This is a genomic window from Xanthomonas sp. 3307, from assembly GCF_014199735.1.
GTDB lineage: Bacteria > Pseudomonadota > Gammaproteobacteria > Xanthomonadales > Xanthomonadaceae > Xanthomonas_A > Xanthomonas_A rydalmerensis.
Window position 1 is genome coordinate 899,373 of the sequence record NZ_JACHOG010000001.1, and the last position, 17,695, is coordinate 917,067.

Annotated in this window: 14 protein-coding genes; 5 read left to right on the forward strand and 9 right to left on the reverse strand. The window is 66.2% G+C overall.

What is annotated here, in order from left to right:
* Positions 1-162 precede the first annotated feature (162 nt).
* Both GGR64_RS03820 and GGR64_RS03825 read right to left on the reverse strand, forming a co-directional pair.
* Positions 163-2,679 carry an excinuclease ABC subunit UvrA gene (locus tag GGR64_RS03820; protein WP_184644021.1) on the reverse strand — a complete coding sequence of 839 codons (2,517 nt, stop codon included), beginning with the start codon at positions 2,677-2,679 and terminating at the stop codon, positions 163-165.
* A 136-nt stretch (positions 2,680-2,815) separates the two neighbouring features.
* Entirely contained in the window at positions 2,816-3,457 is a 642-nt protein-coding gene (locus tag GGR64_RS03825; RefSeq protein WP_184644023.1) for an HD domain-containing protein, read from the reverse strand.
* A 395-nt stretch (positions 3,458-3,852) separates the two neighbouring features.
* Here GGR64_RS03825 and GGR64_RS03830 point away from each other — a divergent pair, with 395 nt between their 5' ends.
* On the forward strand, positions 3,853-4,113 hold the full coding sequence (locus tag GGR64_RS03830) for a hypothetical protein (protein WP_260302740.1): 261 nt from the start codon (positions 3,853-3,855) through the stop codon (positions 4,111-4,113).
* Positions 4,114-4,438: 325 nt separating this feature from the next.
* Complete coding sequence (locus GGR64_RS03835; protein ID WP_184644027.1) at positions 4,439-5,026, forward strand: hypothetical protein; 588 nt, start codon at positions 4,439-4,441, stop codon at positions 5,024-5,026.
* Positions 5,027-5,295: 269 nt separating this feature from the next.
* On the opposite strand, the gene GGR64_RS03840 is transcribed toward GGR64_RS03835, so the two are convergent.
* The 3 genes from GGR64_RS03840 to GGR64_RS03850 all read right to left on the reverse strand — a co-directional run bounded on the left by GGR64_RS03840 (position 5,296) and on the right by GGR64_RS03850 (position 10,233).
* Positions 5,296-6,237 carry a restriction endonuclease gene (locus tag GGR64_RS03840; protein WP_184644029.1) on the reverse strand — a complete coding sequence of 314 codons (942 nt, stop codon included), beginning with the start codon at positions 6,235-6,237 and terminating at the stop codon, positions 5,296-5,298.
* A 228-nt stretch (positions 6,238-6,465) separates the two neighbouring features.
* Positions 6,466-8,559, reverse strand: a complete 2,094-nt coding sequence (locus GGR64_RS03845) for a tetratricopeptide repeat-containing diguanylate cyclase (RefSeq protein WP_184644031.1) — start codon at positions 8,557-8,559, stop codon at positions 6,466-6,468.
* A 438-nt stretch (positions 8,560-8,997) separates the two neighbouring features.
* Positions 8,998-10,233 carry a hypothetical protein gene (locus tag GGR64_RS03850; protein ID WP_184644033.1) on the reverse strand — a complete coding sequence of 412 codons (1,236 nt, stop codon included), beginning with the start codon at positions 10,231-10,233 and terminating at the stop codon, positions 8,998-9,000.
* Positions 10,234-10,709: 476 nt separating this feature from the next.
* On the opposite strand from GGR64_RS03850, the gene GGR64_RS03855 reads away from it, so the two are divergent.
* On the forward strand, positions 10,710-11,693 hold the full coding sequence (locus tag GGR64_RS03855) for a helix-turn-helix transcriptional regulator (RefSeq protein WP_184644035.1): 984 nt from the start codon (positions 10,710-10,712) through the stop codon (positions 11,691-11,693).
* 152 nt (positions 11,694-11,845) lie between these two features.
* Here the strand turns inward: GGR64_RS03855 and GGR64_RS03860 are convergent, their stop codons facing one another.
* From GGR64_RS03860 to hflK, 4 genes are all read right to left on the reverse strand, one after another.
* Positions 11,846-13,138 (reverse strand): adenylosuccinate synthase, encoded by a 1,293-nt coding sequence (locus tag GGR64_RS03860; protein WP_160971065.1) that lies wholly within the window; start codon positions 13,136-13,138, stop codon positions 11,846-11,848.
* Between the two features lie 267 nt (positions 13,139-13,405).
* Entirely contained in the window at positions 13,406-13,591 is a 186-nt protein-coding gene (locus GGR64_RS03865) for a DUF2065 family protein (protein WP_160971067.1), read from the reverse strand.
* Between the two features lie 237 nt (positions 13,592-13,828).
* The gene (locus tag GGR64_RS03870) at positions 13,829-14,695 is read right to left on the reverse strand and encodes a protease modulator HflC (protein WP_160966319.1); all 867 of its coding nucleotides are present in this window, start codon (positions 14,693-14,695) and stop codon (positions 13,829-13,831) included.
* Complete coding sequence (gene hflK / locus GGR64_RS03875; RefSeq protein WP_160966317.1) at positions 14,692-15,852, reverse strand: FtsH protease activity modulator HflK; 1,161 nt, start codon at positions 15,850-15,852, stop codon at positions 14,692-14,694. Before hflK ends, GGR64_RS03870 begins: the two co-directional genes overlap by 4 nt.
* Before the next feature lie 142 nt (positions 15,853-15,994).
* Between hflK and GGR64_RS03880 the strand changes: the two genes are divergently transcribed.
* Together GGR64_RS03880 and pilH are read left to right on the forward strand one after the other, a co-directional pair.
* Positions 15,995-16,999 (forward strand): acryloyl-CoA reductase, encoded by a 1,005-nt coding sequence (locus GGR64_RS03880; protein WP_184644037.1) that lies wholly within the window; start codon positions 15,995-15,997, stop codon positions 16,997-16,999.
* Between the two features lie 82 nt (positions 17,000-17,081).
* Complete coding sequence (pilH, locus tag GGR64_RS03885; protein ID WP_010340114.1) at positions 17,082-17,459, forward strand: twitching motility response regulator PilH; 378 nt, start codon at positions 17,082-17,084, stop codon at positions 17,457-17,459.
* Positions 17,460-17,695 lie beyond the last annotated feature (236 nt).

Sequence of the window (17,695 nt, forward strand, 5' to 3'; positions counted from 1 at the left end):
CGCAGGCGCGGGGATTGTCGGCCAGCGTCGAACTGCCGGGCTGACAATGCTCGCCTCGCAGGAAACCGGCTTCACCACCGGCAGCGTGGGCGGGCGCGGCGACGTGGGTTGCCCGTCGGCCGCTCCGACGTGGATTTACACCAAGCGACGCACGGTCACCGGCTACTCCGCCAACTCCGCCGCCAGAAACTGCGCGGTTCGACTGTCGGCCTGCCGCGCCACCACGCCTGGCACACCCGCCGCCACGACCTTGCCGCCCGCCCCACCCGCACCCGGCCCCATGTCGATGATCCAGTCGCTGGCCGCGGCCACGCGCATGTCGTGCTCCACCGCCACCACGGTGTTGCCCGCCTCCACCAGCCCGTGCAACTGCCGCAGCAGCGTGTCCACGTCGGCCGGGTGCAGGCCGGTGGTGGGCTCGTCCAGCACGTACACGGTGCCGCGACGCTGCGCACGCTGCAGTTCGCTGGCCAGCTTGATCCGCTGCGCCTCGCCGCCGGACAGTTCGGTCGCCGGCTGGCCCAGCCGCAGATAGCCCAGACCCACGTCCACCAGCACCTGCAGCGGCCGCGCGATCACCGCATCGTCGGCGAAGAACGCCAGCGCCTGCGCCACGGTCATGCGCAACACCTGCGCGATGGTGTGGCCGCGCAGTTCGATCTCCAGCGTCTTTGCGTTGTAGCGCGCGCCATGGCAGGTCGGGCATGGCGCATACACGCTGGGCATGAACAGCAATTCCACGCTCACCGCGCCCTCGCCTTCGCAGGTGTCGCAGCGGCCCTTGGCCACGTTGAACGAAAACCGCCCGGCGTCGTACTTGCGCTTGCGCGCCGCCGGCGTGGCGGCGAAGCGCTTGCGCACGTGGTCGAACAGGCCGGTGTAGGTGGCCAGATTGGAACGCGGCGTGCGCCCGATCGGCGCCTGGTCCACCTGCACCAGCCGCCGCACGTGCTGCAGGCCGTCGGCGATGTAGCCATCGGTGGCGACGCGCGTCCCGCGCTCCAGCGGATCCAGTTCCTCTTCCGCATCGGCTGGCGCCTGGCCCAGTTGCGTGCCCAGCAATTCCACCAGCGCCTGGCTGACCAGCGAGGACTTGCCCGAACCGGACACGCCGGTGACCGTGGTGAACACGCCCAGCGGGATGTCCACATCCAGCGCGACCACATTGTTGCGGCTGACCTCGCGCAACTGCAGCCAGCCCTCCGGCGCGCGCGGCGCATGCGCCGCGGACCGCGGCTCGGCAAACAGGTAGCGGCGCGTGGACGAGGCTTGCACCTGCGCCAGTCCCGCCGGCGGACCGCTGTACAGCACCTGCCCGCCGTGCTCGCCGGCACCAGGGCCGACATCGACGATCCAGTCGGCATGGCGGATCACGTCGATCTCGTGCTCGACCACGAACAGCGAATTGCCCGCGCCCTTGAGCTGGTCCAGCGCGCCCAGCAGCGCCTGCGTGTCGGCCGGATGCAGGCCCGCCGACGGTTCGTCCATCACGTAGACCACGCCGAACAGTTGCGAGCGGATCTGCGTGGCCAGGCGCAGCCGCTGCAGTTCGCCGGGCGACAGCGTCGGCGTGCTGCGTTCCAGGGTCAGGTAGCCCAGGCCCAAGGCCTCCACCACCTGGATCCGCGCCAGCAGGTCCTGGGCGATGCGCTGCGCGGCCAGCGCCTGTTCCGGATGCCGCGAACGGCCCTGCATGCGACCTTCCGCCGCGGGCCGCAACAGGTCGGCGACCTCGCCGAGCGGGCGCTGCGACAGTGCGCCGATATCCAGCCCGGCGAAAGTCACCGACAGCGCCTCGCGGCGCAACCGCTTGCCGTCGCAGCTGGGGCACGCGGCGCTGATCAGGTACTGCGCCACGCGCTTCTTGATCAACGCACTCTGCGTGCTTGCGAAGGTGTGCAGCACGTAACGGCGCGCGCTGCTGAAGGTGCCCATGTACGCCGGTTCCTGCTTGCGCTTGAGCGCACGCTGGGTCTCGGCCAGGGTGAAGCCGGGATACACCGGCACGGTCGGTTGCTCGTCGGTGTACAGGATCCAGTCGCGGGTCTTCTTCGGCAGCTTCGCCCACGGCACATCGACGTCGTGGCCGAGCGTGGTGAGGATGTCGCGCAGGTTCTGCCCGTGCCAGGCCGGCGGCCACGCCGCCACCGCGCGTTCGCGGATGCTCAGCGAACGGTCCGGCACCATCGATGCCTCGGTGGCGTCGTAGATGCGCCCCAGCCCATGGCAGGTGGGGCAGGCCCCGGCCGGCGTGTTCGGCGAGAAGCCGTCGGCATGGATGATGCCCTGCCCCGGTGGATACGTGCCGGCGCGCGAATACAGCATGCGCAGCGAGTTGGAGATGGTGGTGACGCTGCCCACCGACGAGCGCGTGCTCGGCGCGCCGCGATGCTGCTGCAGCGCCACCGCCGGCGGCAGGCCATCGATGGCGTCCACGTCGGCGACGCCGGCCTGGTCGATCAGACGCCGCGCATACGGCGAGATCGAATCCAGGTAGCGCCGCTGCGCCTCGGCGAACAGCGTGCCGAACGCCAGCGACGACTTGCCCGAGCCGGACACGCCGGTGAACACCACCAGCGCATCGCGCGGCAGTTCCACGTCCACGTCCTTGAGATTGTGCTCGCGCGCGCCACGGACGCGCACGAAGCCGGAAGCGGCGAAAGCGGAAGGTGTGGACATGGGCGGGACCGGCAACGCGAAGGAGCACGCAAGCTTAGCCGCTCGGCCGCCATGGGCGTGTCGTGGCGACTGTGCTGCGACGCGCCCGGTCTCTCATCGGCGCAGAACGGGCACGCAGTCGCCGGTGACGCAGGTCTCAACCCAACGCGGGCGCCACCAGCGTGTCGGCGTCCGCGTCGCGCGCGGCCAACGCCTGCATCCGCGTCACCGCACTGGCGAAGGCGCGCAGCACCGCCACGCCGCGCTCGGCGTAGATCGCATGCAGCGCCTGGTAGTACCACAGCGTGCCCTCACGGCCGGCGGTGAAGCGCTCGAACACTGCCGCCCCGACCTCCGGGTCTTCCAGGTCGGCGACGATGCTGCGCGCGTTGTAGAGCTTGTCGCAGGCCGACACCAGCAGCACCGCGTCCGGCGCCTCGGCCAGATGCGCCAGATACGCCTGCTTGCGGATGCGCCAGTCGCGGCGCTTGGCCGGCACGTCCGCGGGCACCGCCTTGCGCTCTGCGGTGGCGTCGGTGCAGGCCATCACCATGTCGGCGACTGCCTCGCCGAACTGCGCGCGGATCACCGCCTCGTGGCCGGCGCCGCAATCCTCGACCACGTCGTGCAGCAGCGCCGCGATCGCCTGGTCCTCGTCGCCGCCGGCCTCCAGCACCAGCGTCGACACACCCAGCACGTGACTCAGATACGGCACCATGCCGCCCTTGCGGAACTGGCCGGCGTGGGCGATGCGCGCGTAGTCCACGGCGCGCGCGTAGCGTTCGGTGAGAGCGGTCATGCGGCGATCCTGACGGAACAGGTCGGCATTATCGCCAAACTTGCCCGCGTAGGCGCGTGCAGGCGAGCGTGGGCATGGCGGCCGTTCAAGCTGCCCTGCCCCGGCACTGCATCGCAGACCGCTCGATCGCCACGCCCCGGCTGACGTGCCCGACCTGGCACTGAAAGGCGGCCTGTACGCACAACACAGCTGCAGCGCACGCAAGAAGCCCTCGCCTTAGGCAACCGGTTGCTGGTAAGAGATACCAGGCAGGGTCCCCGCGTCCCGCAGCGCCTGCACATTACTTTTCCCCCGCACCGCGTTAACGTGGCGCTTGGAAAGATAGGATGGTCTTGCCTAACCTACCGCCCACTCGATACACACGCATGAACGCAGCGCCGAGGATGCAACCGACCATGATCACCGACACCGCCCACGCCGTGGACGACACCGCCACCGACAGCGCCCCGACCCCGCCGGCGCGCCGTGCCGCCGTCTCCGGCCGCGCCGCCGCGCACAGCGTGTACCGCTCGCCGCTGTCCGGCGACGACGCAGGCAATGACGCGCTGCGCCTGCGCGAGCTGCGTGCCAAGCGCGCGGCGCAGGTTGCCGCCGTCGGCACCGTCGCCGCGCTGGCCGCCGTGGCCCTGATCGCCTGGCGGCGCGCAAGGCGCTGACCGCGCAACAGCACCAGGCGTTCCGTATCATGCGCCTTTTCGAGACCAGCAGCTCCTGGCCCAAGGCCACCCGCGAAGACCCGGCTAAGGGCACCCTGAAAGCGGGTGTCTTCCCCGAAACGAACCGCAGGGCTTTCGCCTGCGCTTGGAGCACCCGCCAGGAACCGATCAGGCGACGCTTACGTTGAAAGGTGTGGCTGCCTATTTCGTCGATCTAGGCGTGAAGCGGGCGATGGAGGAGTTAAGTGGACATCGCTGGACCGCTGTATCGCCTACGCTGAGGCCGCCTTACGCAATGCAGTCAACTTAATCGCCTAACCATCGGATGCCCACCTACGCCATCGAAGCTCGCTCGTTCTGCGTCGTCGGCATCGCCAGTCACAACTTCTGGGTGCTGCGCGACGAACAAGGCAACGCATTGGCGGAACTGCACGGTCTGGCCACCGACCGTGCGACCGGCCATGCCATCCCGATCGGTACCGACGAAGCCCGACACTCTCTGCGCGCCTGGCATTACCCGCACACCCATGAGTACGCCCAGTCCATCGGCGCCCAGATCGACTCGACCAGTTTTCTCCGCGACGACCAACCGTCGCGCATCGTCGTGACTGGCGACAAGGACCATATTCTGGCGCGATGGAACGCTGCCGTGCAGGCAATCGCCGAGCTCAACGCGATGGACCTCGACTATCCGAGGTACGGCATCAAGCTCTTCGGCAAGACCATCAACAGCAATGCCGCCTACCGAACTTTCGGCGAACTGATGGACGTGCCGGTGCCGGCATTTTATGGTCGGCTAGCACCAGGCCTCGCCAGTTGCATGCTGGACCGCGAACGCACCGAAGCCTTGCGCTATCGTGAGCAGTCGGCGCTGGATCGGCGAGGCACTCCGTTGATGGGAAACCGCGCATAGAACCCATCCAAAGTACCGCTGGCGGCCAGACCTCCAGCGATAGCTAAGGCGAGGCACGTGCCGAAGCGTTGACATCAGCGCCTGCTCACGAGCACGCAGCTTGCTCCGCACTCATCGACGTCCTATCAACACGTAGACCAAGCAAACTTTTCCAGCGGCGAGTAAACGCGCACCTATCGAACTGGAGAGCCTTCAACCACGGCTTGATGGAATGGCAGACATTGCCATGCGGAACTGACCGCAGAAAGCAGCCAAACGGTCACTACCGGTCAGGCACCGCTCTCCTCAAAGAAATCCGAATCAATGCGCTTCAACTCATAGACACCTACCCGGCTGACGCCCACACCGTAGTCAACCATTAACCCAGTCAGTTCTGTGCCGTCGATCAAGATGATCTTGGTGTTGATCGACTTCACGTAGTCCCGCGCATCACGACTGTAAGTCGATGTGGTGATAAAAACGCCTTTGACCGCGCGCTGTCCTTGGAGCGCTCCAGCGAATTGCTGGATATCGGGCCGCCCCACCGTTCCCTCCCAGCGCTTAGCCTGGATGTAGATCGCATCCAGCCCCAAACGATCTTCTTTGATGATGCCATCGATGCCGCCGTCGCCGCTTTTTCCGATCGCGCGACCTGCATCGTCGAGCGAACCGCCATAGCCCATGGCGACCAGCAACTGCACAACCAGCCTCTCGAAAAAAGCTGGCGATGCCGATTTGACTTGATCAAGCAACTCGAGTTCAAGCCGCTCCCGCAGCGCGCGATAGGCCGATGCCATCTGATCCTCTGGCGTTTGTAGCGTCACCAAGTCGGAAGATTCCTCAACGGCGCCGGCCTTGACTGGGTCCTGATCCCCGACATTCTCACGCCGCCGGCTACGAAACTCCTTGAACGCCTCGTATCGCAGCAGTGTTTCCAATCCAACTGATGCCGGATTGGAGGCCAGTAGTTGTAGCCCTTCCGCTGTGATCGTCAGATAGCCACGCTTTGGCGCTTGAACAAGCCCTGCCTGCTTCAGGTAAGTGTTCGCCCATCCCACTCGGTTGTTGAAGAGTGGCGCTGTACCACTAGGCAGTAGTTCATTGCGCTCTTCTTCGGTGAGCTTGAACACCTCAGCCAACGTCTCGACAACATCGCGAAGCCGGTGCTCTTTGCGATCTGCGATAAGCCGTAACAACGGCAGCATGATGGTTTGGAAGTCCGGTATCGCCACAAAGCCCCCGATCCTGAAGAACAGTTCCTTAGAAGGTAACCATTCTAGATCAGCAAGGCATCCGAGTACCTGCCATCAGCAAGCCGGAATGCGCTGCTCTCACAGCACTGACAGCGCCAATGGCTGATGCGATCCCTGACCAATCGCAACGTAAAGGACTTCGTGTAGCCAATCTTTAAAGCGGTAGCATCTCAAGATTCAAAATACAAAACATGTTTGAGAGATTGCTCAAGCCACACCTTGCCCCACCACAAACACCACCCCATCGCCCCCACCCCCACTCTGCAGCAACCGCCCCTCTGCCTCCAGCGCCTCCAGCGACACATCGGCGCCGAGATCAGTCGCCCCACCTTCCAACGTCAACCCCACCCAGCGATCGCGGCCAGCATGCTTGGCGCGGTACAGGGCGGCGTCGGCGATGCGCAGGCTCAGTGGCCAGTCGCCGCCGGGGTGGGCGGGGAACAGGCTCACGCCCATCGACACGGTGAGGGCGATGCGCCCGGCCGGGCGCATCAGGGGGTCGGCCTGCAGGCGTTCGCGTAGGCGGCGGAACAGGCGCGGGGCGTCGGCCAGGGTGCCGCCGGGGCAGATCCACAGGAACTCTTCGCCGCCCCACCGAGCGATGACGTCGGAGTTGCGCGCGCACTCGCGCAGCAGGTCGCCGAGGTGCATCAGGGCGTGGTCGCCGCCTTCGTGGCCGTGCAGGTCGTTGACGCGCTTGAAGTGGTCGATGTCCAGCAGGGCGATCAGCAGCGGTTCCTGCGTGCGCTCCGGCGTCGCCGCGGCCTCGCGCGCCTGCAGCCAGGCGGTGACGTAGCGGCGGTTGCGCAAGCCGGTGAGGGCATCCTCTTCGCTCTGGCGGCGGATGGTGGCGGTGAGTTGTTCCAGTTCGCGGTGCTGGGTCTGGATCTCGTCGTTCTTGCGCGCCAGTTCGGCGTTGACGCGCCGGCGTATGCGGCCTTCGCGTACCTTCAGCAGGAAGAAGCCGGCCAGCGCCAGCAGCGCGGCCAGCAAGCCGTAGAGCACGCTGCGCTGGCGCTGTTCGCGCGCCTGCAACTGTGCGTAGGCGGCCTGTTCGGCGGCGCGGGTGCGGCCGAGCGCAGCCAGTTCGCTCTTCTTACGCGCCAGGTCCACCGCCGACTCGAGCTGCGCGATGCGGGTCTTGGATTCGACGTTCACTGCTTCGTCGTTGACCGCCTTGTACTCGCGCATCAGCGCCAGCGCCTCGCGGTCGCGGCCGAGCGCGTCGAGGTTGTCGATCATGGGCGGATACAGCTCAAGCCGCCGTGTCACATTGTCCGATTCCGCGAACAACTGCCGCGAGTGCGCGAACGCCGCAGCCGCGGCATCGCGCTGACCGAGATCCACCAGGGTGGTACCGAGGTTGGAATAGATGATGGCCGCTGCACCGTGATCGCCGTGATCGCCGCTCTGCGCGGCGTTATCCATGATCGCGGCCGCCTCTTGCAACAAAGGCAACGCCTCCTGCGGGCGATGCAGGCGACGCAGGACATCGGCGAGGTTGTTCAGCGGGGAGATCAGCGATGCCGTGTCGTCGGCGCGCGCCGCTGCCAATGCCTGCCGGTAGATGGCCTCGGCGCGCTGCAGTTCGCCAGCGCCGTCGTAGGCCGACCCCACATTGTCGAGCACGGCCGCGCGTGACAGTTCCTTGGGCGGCTTGGCGTCGTAGGCGGCCAAGGCGCGTTGGCCATAGGCGATCGCCTTTTCCCATTCGCGGGCATAACAGAACAAGCCGGTGGCGTTGTTCAGCAGCATGGCGTCGTCCGGCTTGCCCAACGCCTTGCCTACCCGCTCCGCCTCGAGCAATGCAGCGATTGCGTCTGGCATGCGCCCTTGCTGCGAAGAGACGATGAACACGATCTGGTTGGCGTTGTATTCCACCAGGTCGGGATGCTTGCGCACCTTGGACAGGGCGATGCGGGCCACGCGCAAGGCGTCGTCCTGCGCGCCCATCCGGTAGTAGGACGCGGCCAGCTGCCGCCACAATTCGGCGATCTGCGGCTCGTCCGGCAGTTCCTTCTCCAGCCGCCGCATCTCGGCTTCGAGTTCGGCAATGCGCGCGGCGTCGCGCGGCTGCCAGATGGCGCCGTTGAGCTTTTTGAACAGGCGCACCCGCTGCTGCGGCGACAGCGACTGCGTGCGCAGGGCCGAGCCGAGGGCGACCACGGTCTCCGGCTTGCCGGCGGCGGACGCCGCGTCCACCAGTTCCAGACCGAGGGGAATCAGGCCCTGCTTGTCGGCCGCAGCGTCCCAGGCCGGCATGCCCATGCGCAGCGCAGCAGCCGGATCTTCGGCGCGCACGGCCGCCACACAGGCCGGCAACGCCTGCGCTGGCGCACACGCGGGCGTTACCGCCGCCTGTGCTACCGCGCACGGCGCGAGCACACCCCACCACAGCAGCGCTCCGAGCGACTGCCAAACCAAGCGACTGCGCACTGCATTCTCCCCCAAGATGCCACGGCCCACGCCGGAGTCCTGGGCGCGGCGGCTGCCGGCGCAATCTGGTTCCCCGCGTGTCGCTGTCGATGTGCAGCGACGCCGATCCGTGCGCTGCTATCGGCTGCACTGGCGATTTCTTGAGCCCCGCTCGTCCACCCTCACCCGCCAAACATCGGCGGCGGCCTGCCTTCCCACATGTGCTACGCATGCGGCGAGAACGCGCTATGTCCAATTCCGCATGTCCGCTCTAGCATCCGTCGCGACAACGCCGACGCGAAGACGAAGACCCGCGCCTTGTACCTAAACCGGGGGCAATTGCCGCAGTTGCTCGGCGCTGGGGAAGCTGCGCACGCGATAGCGCGGCGGATACAGGGTCGGCTGACGCTCCATCAGCGCACCGAGCAGGGCGAACGCCGGCTCCCACTCCGCGACGGTCACATCCGCTTCGCCGTCCTCGCGCGGGACGACGAAGGCGATGTGGTCGGTCCTGGGCAGCAAGGTGTCCACGCCCTCGGTCCAGGTGCCGACCGACACCTGCCGCGTGCTGTCGTTGCGGTCCTGGTAGACGTTGAACGAGGCCACGAACACATCCACGTCGTTGGCCTCGTGCAGCTTGTCGAGCAGCGTTTTCTGGCCGGCGTAGGCGGGCGTATCCAGCATCCGCCGCAGGTCGGCCTGGCGCTGCCGGTGCTCGGGCGCAGTCAGCGCGAACGGCACGATGCGGCGCGCGTCGTCGTAAGTGAAAGCCAGCCAGGAGATGCAGCGGCCATGCTCGGCCGCTTGCAGGCTCAGTTCCAGCATGAGGGCCATGGCCACGTTGTCGCGCTCGCCGACCACCAGCAGGCAATCGCGCGTGGGCAGCATGAACACCGGGCGCCCCGCCACCGGCGCGCGATGCAGCACGTCCGGCAGCAAGGCGCGGCTGGTGTCGTAGGCGTCGTACCAGGCGCCGCGGAACACGCCGGGAGCGACTTCGGCGAAACGGTCCTCGGTGGCGTCTCGCAGGTTGTCGCGGGCGATGGCCAGGCCCTCGTCCAGGGAGATGCCCCACTCCGGCCGCGGCCCGGCGATCAGGGTGGACGTCGAATCGGGCAGGTCCAGCGCCAGCAGCTCGACGCAATCCTCGCCGATGTCGCGGCAGGCATAGGGGAACGGCACGTCCATGCCCTTCTCGCACCACTGCTCCAGGCGCAGGTCCTCGAACATGCCGCGGTTGCGGATCACCGGCATCAGCGTGGCGCGCAGTTCCTCGAAGCTGCGCGGCTGGCGGCTCGCCTCCTGTTCGCTGAGGAAGGCGGCGACGTAGCTGTGCAGCGCCTCGTCGCGCTGGCGCCGATCGGCCTGGGTATAGGAGTGGTAGGCGTTGTGCAGGTGGATGGTGCGGCCGTTCTGGCCGACCAGGCGGAACGCGTCCGGCTGGTACGTCAGGGGTTCGGCATAGCCGCGCGCCTGCAGCGTCTCCAGGAACAAGCGCGCGAACGCATCCGGGCCAGGCGGCTTGCGGTTGAACAGCGTGTCGAACAGGCCATTGAACATCGGCGGTCTTCCTTGTCGAGATAGCATCATGCGAGTGCCGCGGGATGCTATCGCAGCTTTGCAGGCGGCCGAAGATAGCGCCGGAGTGTGGATGCATGCAGGCCGACACAGCCTCTCCGAATTGCCTGGAGCCGCAAGGAAAAGCACGCACATCAACTTAGGTCAGCGGCCCACGAAGCCGGCGTCTGATTGCGAGCGCAACGCCAGCATAACCGCCGTAGCGATCTGCACGATGTATTCGGCAACGCCGCATCACCCTGCGCGCCACGCCATATCGCCAGCTCGCTTACCGTCACCGCTCAACTGACTGATCAAAGAGGTTGGTGCCCAGCACAGCATGAATTGCGATAACGGCGTCGCTGTCATCAGTGCGAGCCGTCCAGATGCACCACGTGCTTCCTACGCAGCCATTGCCGTAGCATCAAGCCAAGATAAATGATACGTTTATTATACGTTTCAACATGAAGAGGCCGCCAATGGCACACAAGCTCAAGCAGTTCCGGGTAAAAGCAATGCTCAGCCAAGCCAAGCTGGCTAAGGCAGTGGGCGTCTCGCAGCCCAATTATCAGCGCTGGGAGAGCGGAGCCGCCCCCATCCCTAAAGACAAGCTCGCAAAGTTGGCAAAGATACTAAAAACAAATCCCGATGCCTTACTTGGAAGACACCCGCCGGTTCTCGCTGGTTTCTACGACAAGTCAGTTGGAGAAGACCTCAACTACTACGGTGAAGTCGCGGTCCACTTTGCGGGAAGCGGCGCCCCCCTCTTACTTTCAATCACGGACGGTGCATTCAGCCGCCTACATCGCGCGCTCCAGCAGCAGCCTAGCTTCGTAACAGTCGAAAGCCTATCGAATCAGACAGTTGTAATTCGGGCGAATTCGATCGCTGACGTGTACTTTTCAAGCGAAGCGTACGATGACTTCGGCCCGGAACATGACAGCTACGTAGATCACGCCAGCCTACAGATGCCAGATGCACGCGACTGGGAAATCGTAGAAGAGCTCAGCTTTGACGGGGATCTTTCCGCATTCTCTGCCGAAGACGTCAAGCGTGTCTCCAAGGCAGTCATGATCACGGATCTTCAGTATAAGACACTAGTTGCAGAAGGAAAAATCAAGCCAGATGAGCTTGAAAGCGAAGTACAGAAAAACGCCATTGAAACAGAGAAGATCTTTGAGCGCGCAACTCACATCAAATATCAGCTTTCAAACGGAAAGCAACGAACTGCGCACATCTCAGATGACAAAGAACTTTTCGATTCGTTCTATGAACTTATCGATTTTAGCGAGAATTTTGACGACGCTCGTAGCAAGTTGATAAGAATTCCAATCGAAGGCTGGCACCGCATCGCCTTCATCAACAGTGCGGCAATCGATTACATCATACTGCCAACCCATCGTTTCGAGAGAGGGCGAACGGAAACAGATGCCAGCATGCTCGACGAAAGTGACAACACATGACGAATCTATCGATCACTATGGGGGAGAAAAATCCGGCAGCCAACGAAATTATTTTCGAAGCCCGCCCCAGCATGGCGCTGACTGGTAAAAATATTTGAAAAAAAAGCCCCGCAACGCGGGGCTTTTCAATGAGACTCAACTCATTCCCGCGATCAGGCGAACGGATCCTGCAGCACCATGGTGTGGTCGCGGTCCGGGCCGGTGGAGACGATGGAGATCGGGCAGCCGGCCAGTTCTTCCAGCGCGCGCAGGTAGGCGCGGGCGGCAGCGGGCAGCTTGTCCCACTCGGTGATGCCGTGGGTGTTCTCGCTCCAGCCCGGGAACTCCAGGTACACCGGGGTGCACTCTTCCCAGCCTTGCGCATCCAGCGGCGCGTACTCGGTGCGCTTGCCGCGGTATTCGTAGGCGATGCACACCTTCAGCTTCTCCATGCCGTCGAGCACGTCGAGCTTGGTGATGCACAGGCCGGAGATGCCGTTGATGGCCACCGCCCGCTTGAGCGCGACGATGTCCATCCAGCCGCAGCGGCGCGGACGGCCGGTGGAGGCGCCGTACTCGGCGCCGCGGTCGCGGATGCCCTGGCCGATCGCGTCGTCCAGTTCGGTCGGGAACGGGCCGCCGCCGACACGGGTGGCGTAGGCCTTGGCGATGCCCAGCACGTAGTCGATGTCCTGCGCGCCCACGCCGGTGCCGGCCAGCGCGCCACCGACGGTGGTGTTGGAGCTGGTGACGTAGGGATAGGTGCCGTGGTCGATGTCCAGCAGCGCACCCTGCGCGCCTTCGAACAGCACGCGCTTGCCCTGCTTGCGCAGGTCGTGAAGGATGCCGGCCACGTCGAACTTCATCGGCTGCACGTACTCGCCGAAGGCCAGCGCTTCGTCGAAGGTCTTCTGGAAGTCGACCGCTTCCACGCCCAGGTACTTGGTCAGCACGAAGTTGTGGTAGTCCAGCGCGGTGCGCAGCAGCTCTTCCAGCTGCGGCGGGTAATGCAGGTCGGCGACGCGGATGCCGCGGCGCGCCACCTTGTCTTCGTAGGCCGGGCCGATGCCGCGGCCGGTGGTGCCGATGGCCTTGCCGCCAGCAGCCTTCTCGCGGGCCTGATCCAGGGCGATGTGGTACGGCATGATCAGCGGCGCGGCCGGCGAGATCTTCAGGCGCGAACGCACTTCCACGCCGGAGGTCTCCAGCTCCTCGATCTCCTTGCGCAGCGCGGCCGGGGAGATCACCACGCCGTTGCCGATCAGGCACAGCGCGTCGTCGCGCAGGATGCCGGACGGGATCAGGTGCAGGACGGTCTTCTTGCCGTTGATGACGAGGGTGTGGCCGGCATTGTGGCCGCCCTGGAAACGCACGACGGCACCGATTTCCTCGGTGAGCAGATCGACGATCTTGCCTTTGCCTTCATCGCCCCACTGGGCGCCGAGCACGACAACTGACTGACCCATGGCTGGGTAACTCCTGGTTTGCTGCGCGACCGTCGGGGCCACGCGGATGTGGTGGCCGTGCGGGGTCCGACCGACACCAGCGCGGTTGCTCCATCGGGGAGCGTCCAGGCGGCGGCAAGACCCATACACGGAAAAAGCCGGTCGAGACGCTCGCGTGGAGCGGGCCCGGCCGGCTTTTGTGCATTATCCGGGTTTTGGGTGGCGGTCACCACCCCTTCCGCTGCCGCGTTCAGCGACCTGCCCGACGGCAGCACTCGGGATGCGGGGTCAGCCGCGAACCCACAGCAAGGCGATCAATCCCACCGCCAGGGCCACCCCGCCAGCGATCCGCAATTGTGTGGTCGGCATGGCCAACATCTGCTGCACCATCCGCTTCCAGGCCTCCGGCGCCACCAGCAGGATCAGGCCTTCGAAGACGACGACCAGGCACACCGCGGCGATCAGATCGTGCATGGGGTCTCACAGGCAGAAGGAGATGGCGTGTGCGCGTCAGCTGGAGAGCCCGCATCCTGTAGGAGCGGCTTCAGCCGCAACAGGGTCTCCCAGAAAAGTCCGGACGCGGCAGGCTTTTCGCGAACCCTGTCGCGGCTGAAGCCGCTCCTACAAAGGAAGGCGGCTGCGGCCAACCGATAGCGGGACCGGGAACCCGCTCTTACGAATCCCCAATCCCAACTCCCCAATCCCCGCCCCTCAGCGATCGCTCTTGAGGTACTGCAGGAACGGATCGTTCTTGTCGAGCACGATCACGCCGTTGCCGTCGGCCATGGCGCCGCGGTAGGCCTCTAAGCTGCGATAGAACGCGTAGAACGACGGGTCGGCGGAGCCGGCCTTGCCGTAGACGCTGGCCGCCTCGGCATCGCCTTCGCCGCGCAGCTTCTGCGCGTCGCGCTCGGCCTCGGCGACCAGCACCGTGCTCTCGCGGTCGGCCTGGGCACGGATGGTCAGCGCCTGCTCCTCGCCCTCGGCGCGGAGCTTGGCCGCTTCCTGCTTGCGCTGCGCGCGCATGCGCTCGTACACGTCGGTGATCACCTGGCTGTCGGTCGGCAGGTCGATCTGCTTGATGCGCAGGTCGACGATCTGCATGCCCAGGGTCTTGCTCGCCGCGTTGATCGCCACCAGCTGCTTGGCGATCAGTTCGCTGCGGTCGCCGGACACCAGCTGCTGCAGGGTGCGCGAGTTGATCTGGTTGCGCAGCGAATCGGTGATGATCGGCGCCAGCAGGCTGTTGGCCACCTTCTCGTCGCCGCCCTGGGTGGCGCGGTAGAAGGCGCGCACGTCGGAGATGTAGCCGATGGCGAAGAAGCTGACGCTGACGTCCTTCTGCTCGGCGGTGAAGTAGCGCGCCGGGGTGGTGTCGATCACCTGGAAGCGGCGGTCGAACATGCGCACCGACTCCACCAGCGGCACCTTGAAGTGCAGGCCCGGCTTGAGGTCGGCACGCACCACGCGGCCCAGGTTCAGCACCATCGCCGCCTTGTCCTCGGGCACCACGAATACCGAGCTGAGCAGCGCGAACAGCGCGACGACGGCAATGCCCGCCCACAATGACAGTTTCATCGCTGGATCTCCTCACGGCCGGTCGGGCGCGGCGTGCGCTCCGGGTTGCGGACACTCTCGGCCGAACTGCTGTTCAAGGACGGCATCAACACCTCCTGCGGCAGCGTCGGCACCGTCGGCAGCGATCCGCCGGTGGTCGGCGAGGTCGGCGGGGTCGACGTGGCGGGCGCCTTGCCCTCGGCCGGCATCGGCACGTAGATCAGCTGGCGGCCGTCGCCGCCGATGACCTTGCGGTTCTGCGCCAGCACCTGCTGGATCGTCTCCAGCCACAGCCGCTTGCGGGTGACCTCCGGCGCGTTCTGGTACTGCTGCTGCAGCAGGGTGAAGCGCTCGGCGTCGCCCTGCGCACGGGCGATCGCCGCTTCCTTGTAGCCTTCGGCGACGGTGCGGGTGCGTGCCGCCTGGCCGCGCGCCTCCGGCACCACCTTGGCGGCGTAGGCCTGGGCCTCGTTGATCAGCCGCTCCTTGACCTGCTGGGCGCCATTGACCTCGTCGAAGGCCGACTTCACTTCTTCCGGCGGACGCGCGTCGGGCAGGGTCAGGCCGGTCACGATCAGACCGGTGTGATAGGCCTTCAGCGCGGCCTGCAGGCGCTCGCGCGCGGCCACCGCCATCGGCCCGCGGTTGTTGAGCACCGTGTTGAGATCCGAGCGGCCGATCTGTTCGCGCACCGCGCTCTGCGCGGCCTGCTCCAGCACCAGGTCGGCGTTGCGCGCGCCGAACACGTAGGTGCGCGGGTCTTCGACCCGGTACTGCACGTTGAGCGAAACGTTGACGATGTTCTCGTCGCCGGTCAGCACCGGCAACTGGCTGTCGAAGGTCTTGATGCGGGTGGCATCGACCTTGCGCACGGTCTCGATCGGCCACGGCAGCTTGAAGTTCGGGCCCGGCTGCAGGATCCGCGAGAACTGGCCGAAGCGCAGCACCACGCCGCGCTGCTGCTCGCCGATCAACTGGAAGCTGCTGAACAGCAGCACCAGCACCACCGCGCCCAGGATCCAGCGGCCGATGCCGCCGCCGTCGCCGAACAGGTCCTTCAACGGACCGGGCAAACCGCCCCATTTTCCTCCCCCATTGCCGCCACGAGGCGCCCAGGGACCGCGCCCGTGATTGTCCGGGCCGTCTCCGCCCTTGCCGCCAGGTGTATTCCAGGCCATGCATGCTCCAAGAAGGAAGGTGGCGACGCGTCGGTCACGCGCCGCTCACCGGATAATGAGTCGCCGATTCTACTAGATGGGGCAGACCCGCCGTTTCGAAAGGGTATCTTGGTGCATTCCTGCGTGCCGACCAAGGTGTTCCATGTCCGTTCCCGCCCAGTTCTCCGCCTTCCGCATCCACCAGGACGCCAGCGGCTACCACGCCGGCCTCGTCCCGCTGTCCCTGGACCAGCTCAACGACGGCGAGGTGGTGATCCGGGCGGCCTGGTCGTCGGTGAACTTCAAGGACGCGCTGGCCGGGACCGGCCAGGGCAAGATCCTGCGCCGCTTCCCGCTGGTCGGCGGCATCGACGTGGCCGGGCACGTGGTCGCCTCCAGCGACCCGGCGTTCAAGGAAGGCGATACGGTGCTGGTCACCGGCTGCGGCCTCAGCGAGACCCGCGACGGCGGCTACAGCGAATACGTGCGCCTGGAGTCCAAGTGGGTGGTGCCGCTGCCGGCCGGGCTGAGCCTGCGCGAGAGCATGGTGCTGGGCACCGCCGGTTTCACCGCGGCGCTGGCGTTGCTGCGCCTGCTCGACAACCGCCAGAGCCCGGCGCACGGTCCGCTGTGCGTGACCGGCGCCACCGGCGGGGTCGGCTCGCTGGCGATCGACATCTTCAGCCGCGCCGGCTTCGAGGTGCATGCGGTCAGCGGCAAGGCCGACCGCGCCGAGCAGCTCAAGGCCTGGGGCGCCACCCAGGTGCTCGGCCGCGAGGCATTGCAGACCAAGCGGCCGCTGGAGTCGGTGCGCTTCGGCGGCGGCCTGGACAACGTGGGCGGGGCGATGCTGACCAGCCTGCTGGCGCAGACGGCACCGTACGGCAGCGTCGCCAGTGCCGGCCTGGCCGCAACCGCGGAGCTGGACATGACGGTGATGCCCTTCATCCTGCGCGGGGTGTCGCTGCTGGGCATCGGCTCGGCCGGCACCGCCCGCGACCTGCGCGACCGCATCTGGCAGCACCTGGGCAGCGACTGGAAGCCGCGCCATCTGGACACGATTTGCACCCGCGAAGTCGACCTCGCCGGCCTGCCGGAGGTGTTCGCGACAATGCTGGCCGGGCAGTCGTTCGGGCGCACCGTGGTGCGACTGGATCCGGGCGCGTAGCCACGCCGACGCTTTGTGACACGCAACGCTTTCCGCCCTCGCGCCGCTGCCACTACACTCCGAGCTTCCTAGGGGGAAGCACATGGCACGCATTCTGATCGTCGACGATTCGCCGTCGCAGTTGCTGGGCATCCAGCGCATCGTGGAAAAACTGGGGCACGAAACGATCACCGCCACCGACGGCGCCGCCGGCGTGGAAGCGGCCAAGGCGGCCTTGCCGGACCTGGTGCTGATGGACGTGGTGATGCCCAACCTCAACGGTTTCCAGGCCACCCGCACCCTGCGCCGCGAGCCGACCACGCAGAACATCCCGGTGATCCTGGTCACCACCAAGGACCAGGACACCGACCGCATGTGGGGCATGCGCCAGGGTGCCCGCGCCTACATCACCAAGCCGTTCTCCGAGGACGAGCTGTACGAGGTGATCGAGCGCGTGTTCAGCGGCGAGGATGCGCCGTAGAAGCCGGGAATCGGGATTGGGGATTGGGGATTCGTAAGGGCGGGTTCCGGGCGGCGTTTGAGCGCGCAGCGTAAGGCCGCATTGCAATCGGCGCCCCTTGTAGGAGCGGCTTCAGCCGCGACAGGCGCTACCGGTAACGCCTGTCGCGGCTGAAGCCGCTCCTACGCAGGCCATGCGGTTTCGCTGGCGCCGCGCCGCATTGCGCAGATACGTGTGCAGGGCCGCCTCGCGCAAGC

What these genes read in the sequence shown, in the direction of transcription:
- GGR64_RS03820 (WP_184644021.1), bottom strand. Translation starts at nt 2,679, where the DNA reads ATGTCCACACCTTCCGCTTTCGCCGCTTCCGGCTTCGTGCGCGTCCGT.
- GGR64_RS03825 (WP_184644023.1), bottom strand. Translation starts at nt 3,457, where the DNA reads ATGACCGCTCTCACCGAACGCTACGCGCGCGCCGTGGACTACGCGCGC.
- GGR64_RS03830 (WP_260302740.1), top strand. Translation starts at nt 3,853, where the DNA reads ATGATCACCGACACCGCCCACGCCGTGGACGACACCGCCACCGACAGC.
- GGR64_RS03835 (WP_184644027.1), top strand. Translation starts at nt 4,439, where the DNA reads ATGCCCACCTACGCCATCGAAGCTCGCTCGTTCTGCGTCGTCGGCATC.
- GGR64_RS03850 (WP_184644033.1), bottom strand. Translation starts at nt 10,233, where the DNA reads ATGTTCAATGGCCTGTTCGACACGCTGTTCAACCGCAAGCCGCCTGGC.
- GGR64_RS03855 (WP_184644035.1), top strand. Translation starts at nt 10,710, where the DNA reads ATGGCACACAAGCTCAAGCAGTTCCGGGTAAAAGCAATGCTCAGCCAA.
- GGR64_RS03860 (WP_160971065.1), bottom strand. Translation starts at nt 13,138, where the DNA reads ATGGGTCAGTCAGTTGTCGTGCTCGGCGCCCAGTGGGGCGATGAAGGC.
- GGR64_RS03865 (WP_160971067.1), bottom strand. Translation starts at nt 13,591, where the DNA reads ATGCACGATCTGATCGCCGCGGTGTGCCTGGTCGTCGTCTTCGAAGGC.
- GGR64_RS03870 (WP_160966319.1), bottom strand. Translation starts at nt 14,695, where the DNA reads ATGAAACTGTCATTGTGGGCGGGCATTGCCGTCGTCGCGCTGTTCGCG.
- hflK (WP_160966317.1), bottom strand. Translation starts at nt 15,852, where the DNA reads ATGGCCTGGAATACACCTGGCGGCAAGGGCGGAGACGGCCCGGACAAT.
- GGR64_RS03880 (WP_184644037.1), top strand. Translation starts at nt 15,995, where the DNA reads ATGTCCGTTCCCGCCCAGTTCTCCGCCTTCCGCATCCACCAGGACGCC.
- pilH (WP_010340114.1), top strand. Translation starts at nt 17,082, where the DNA reads ATGGCACGCATTCTGATCGTCGACGATTCGCCGTCGCAGTTGCTGGGC.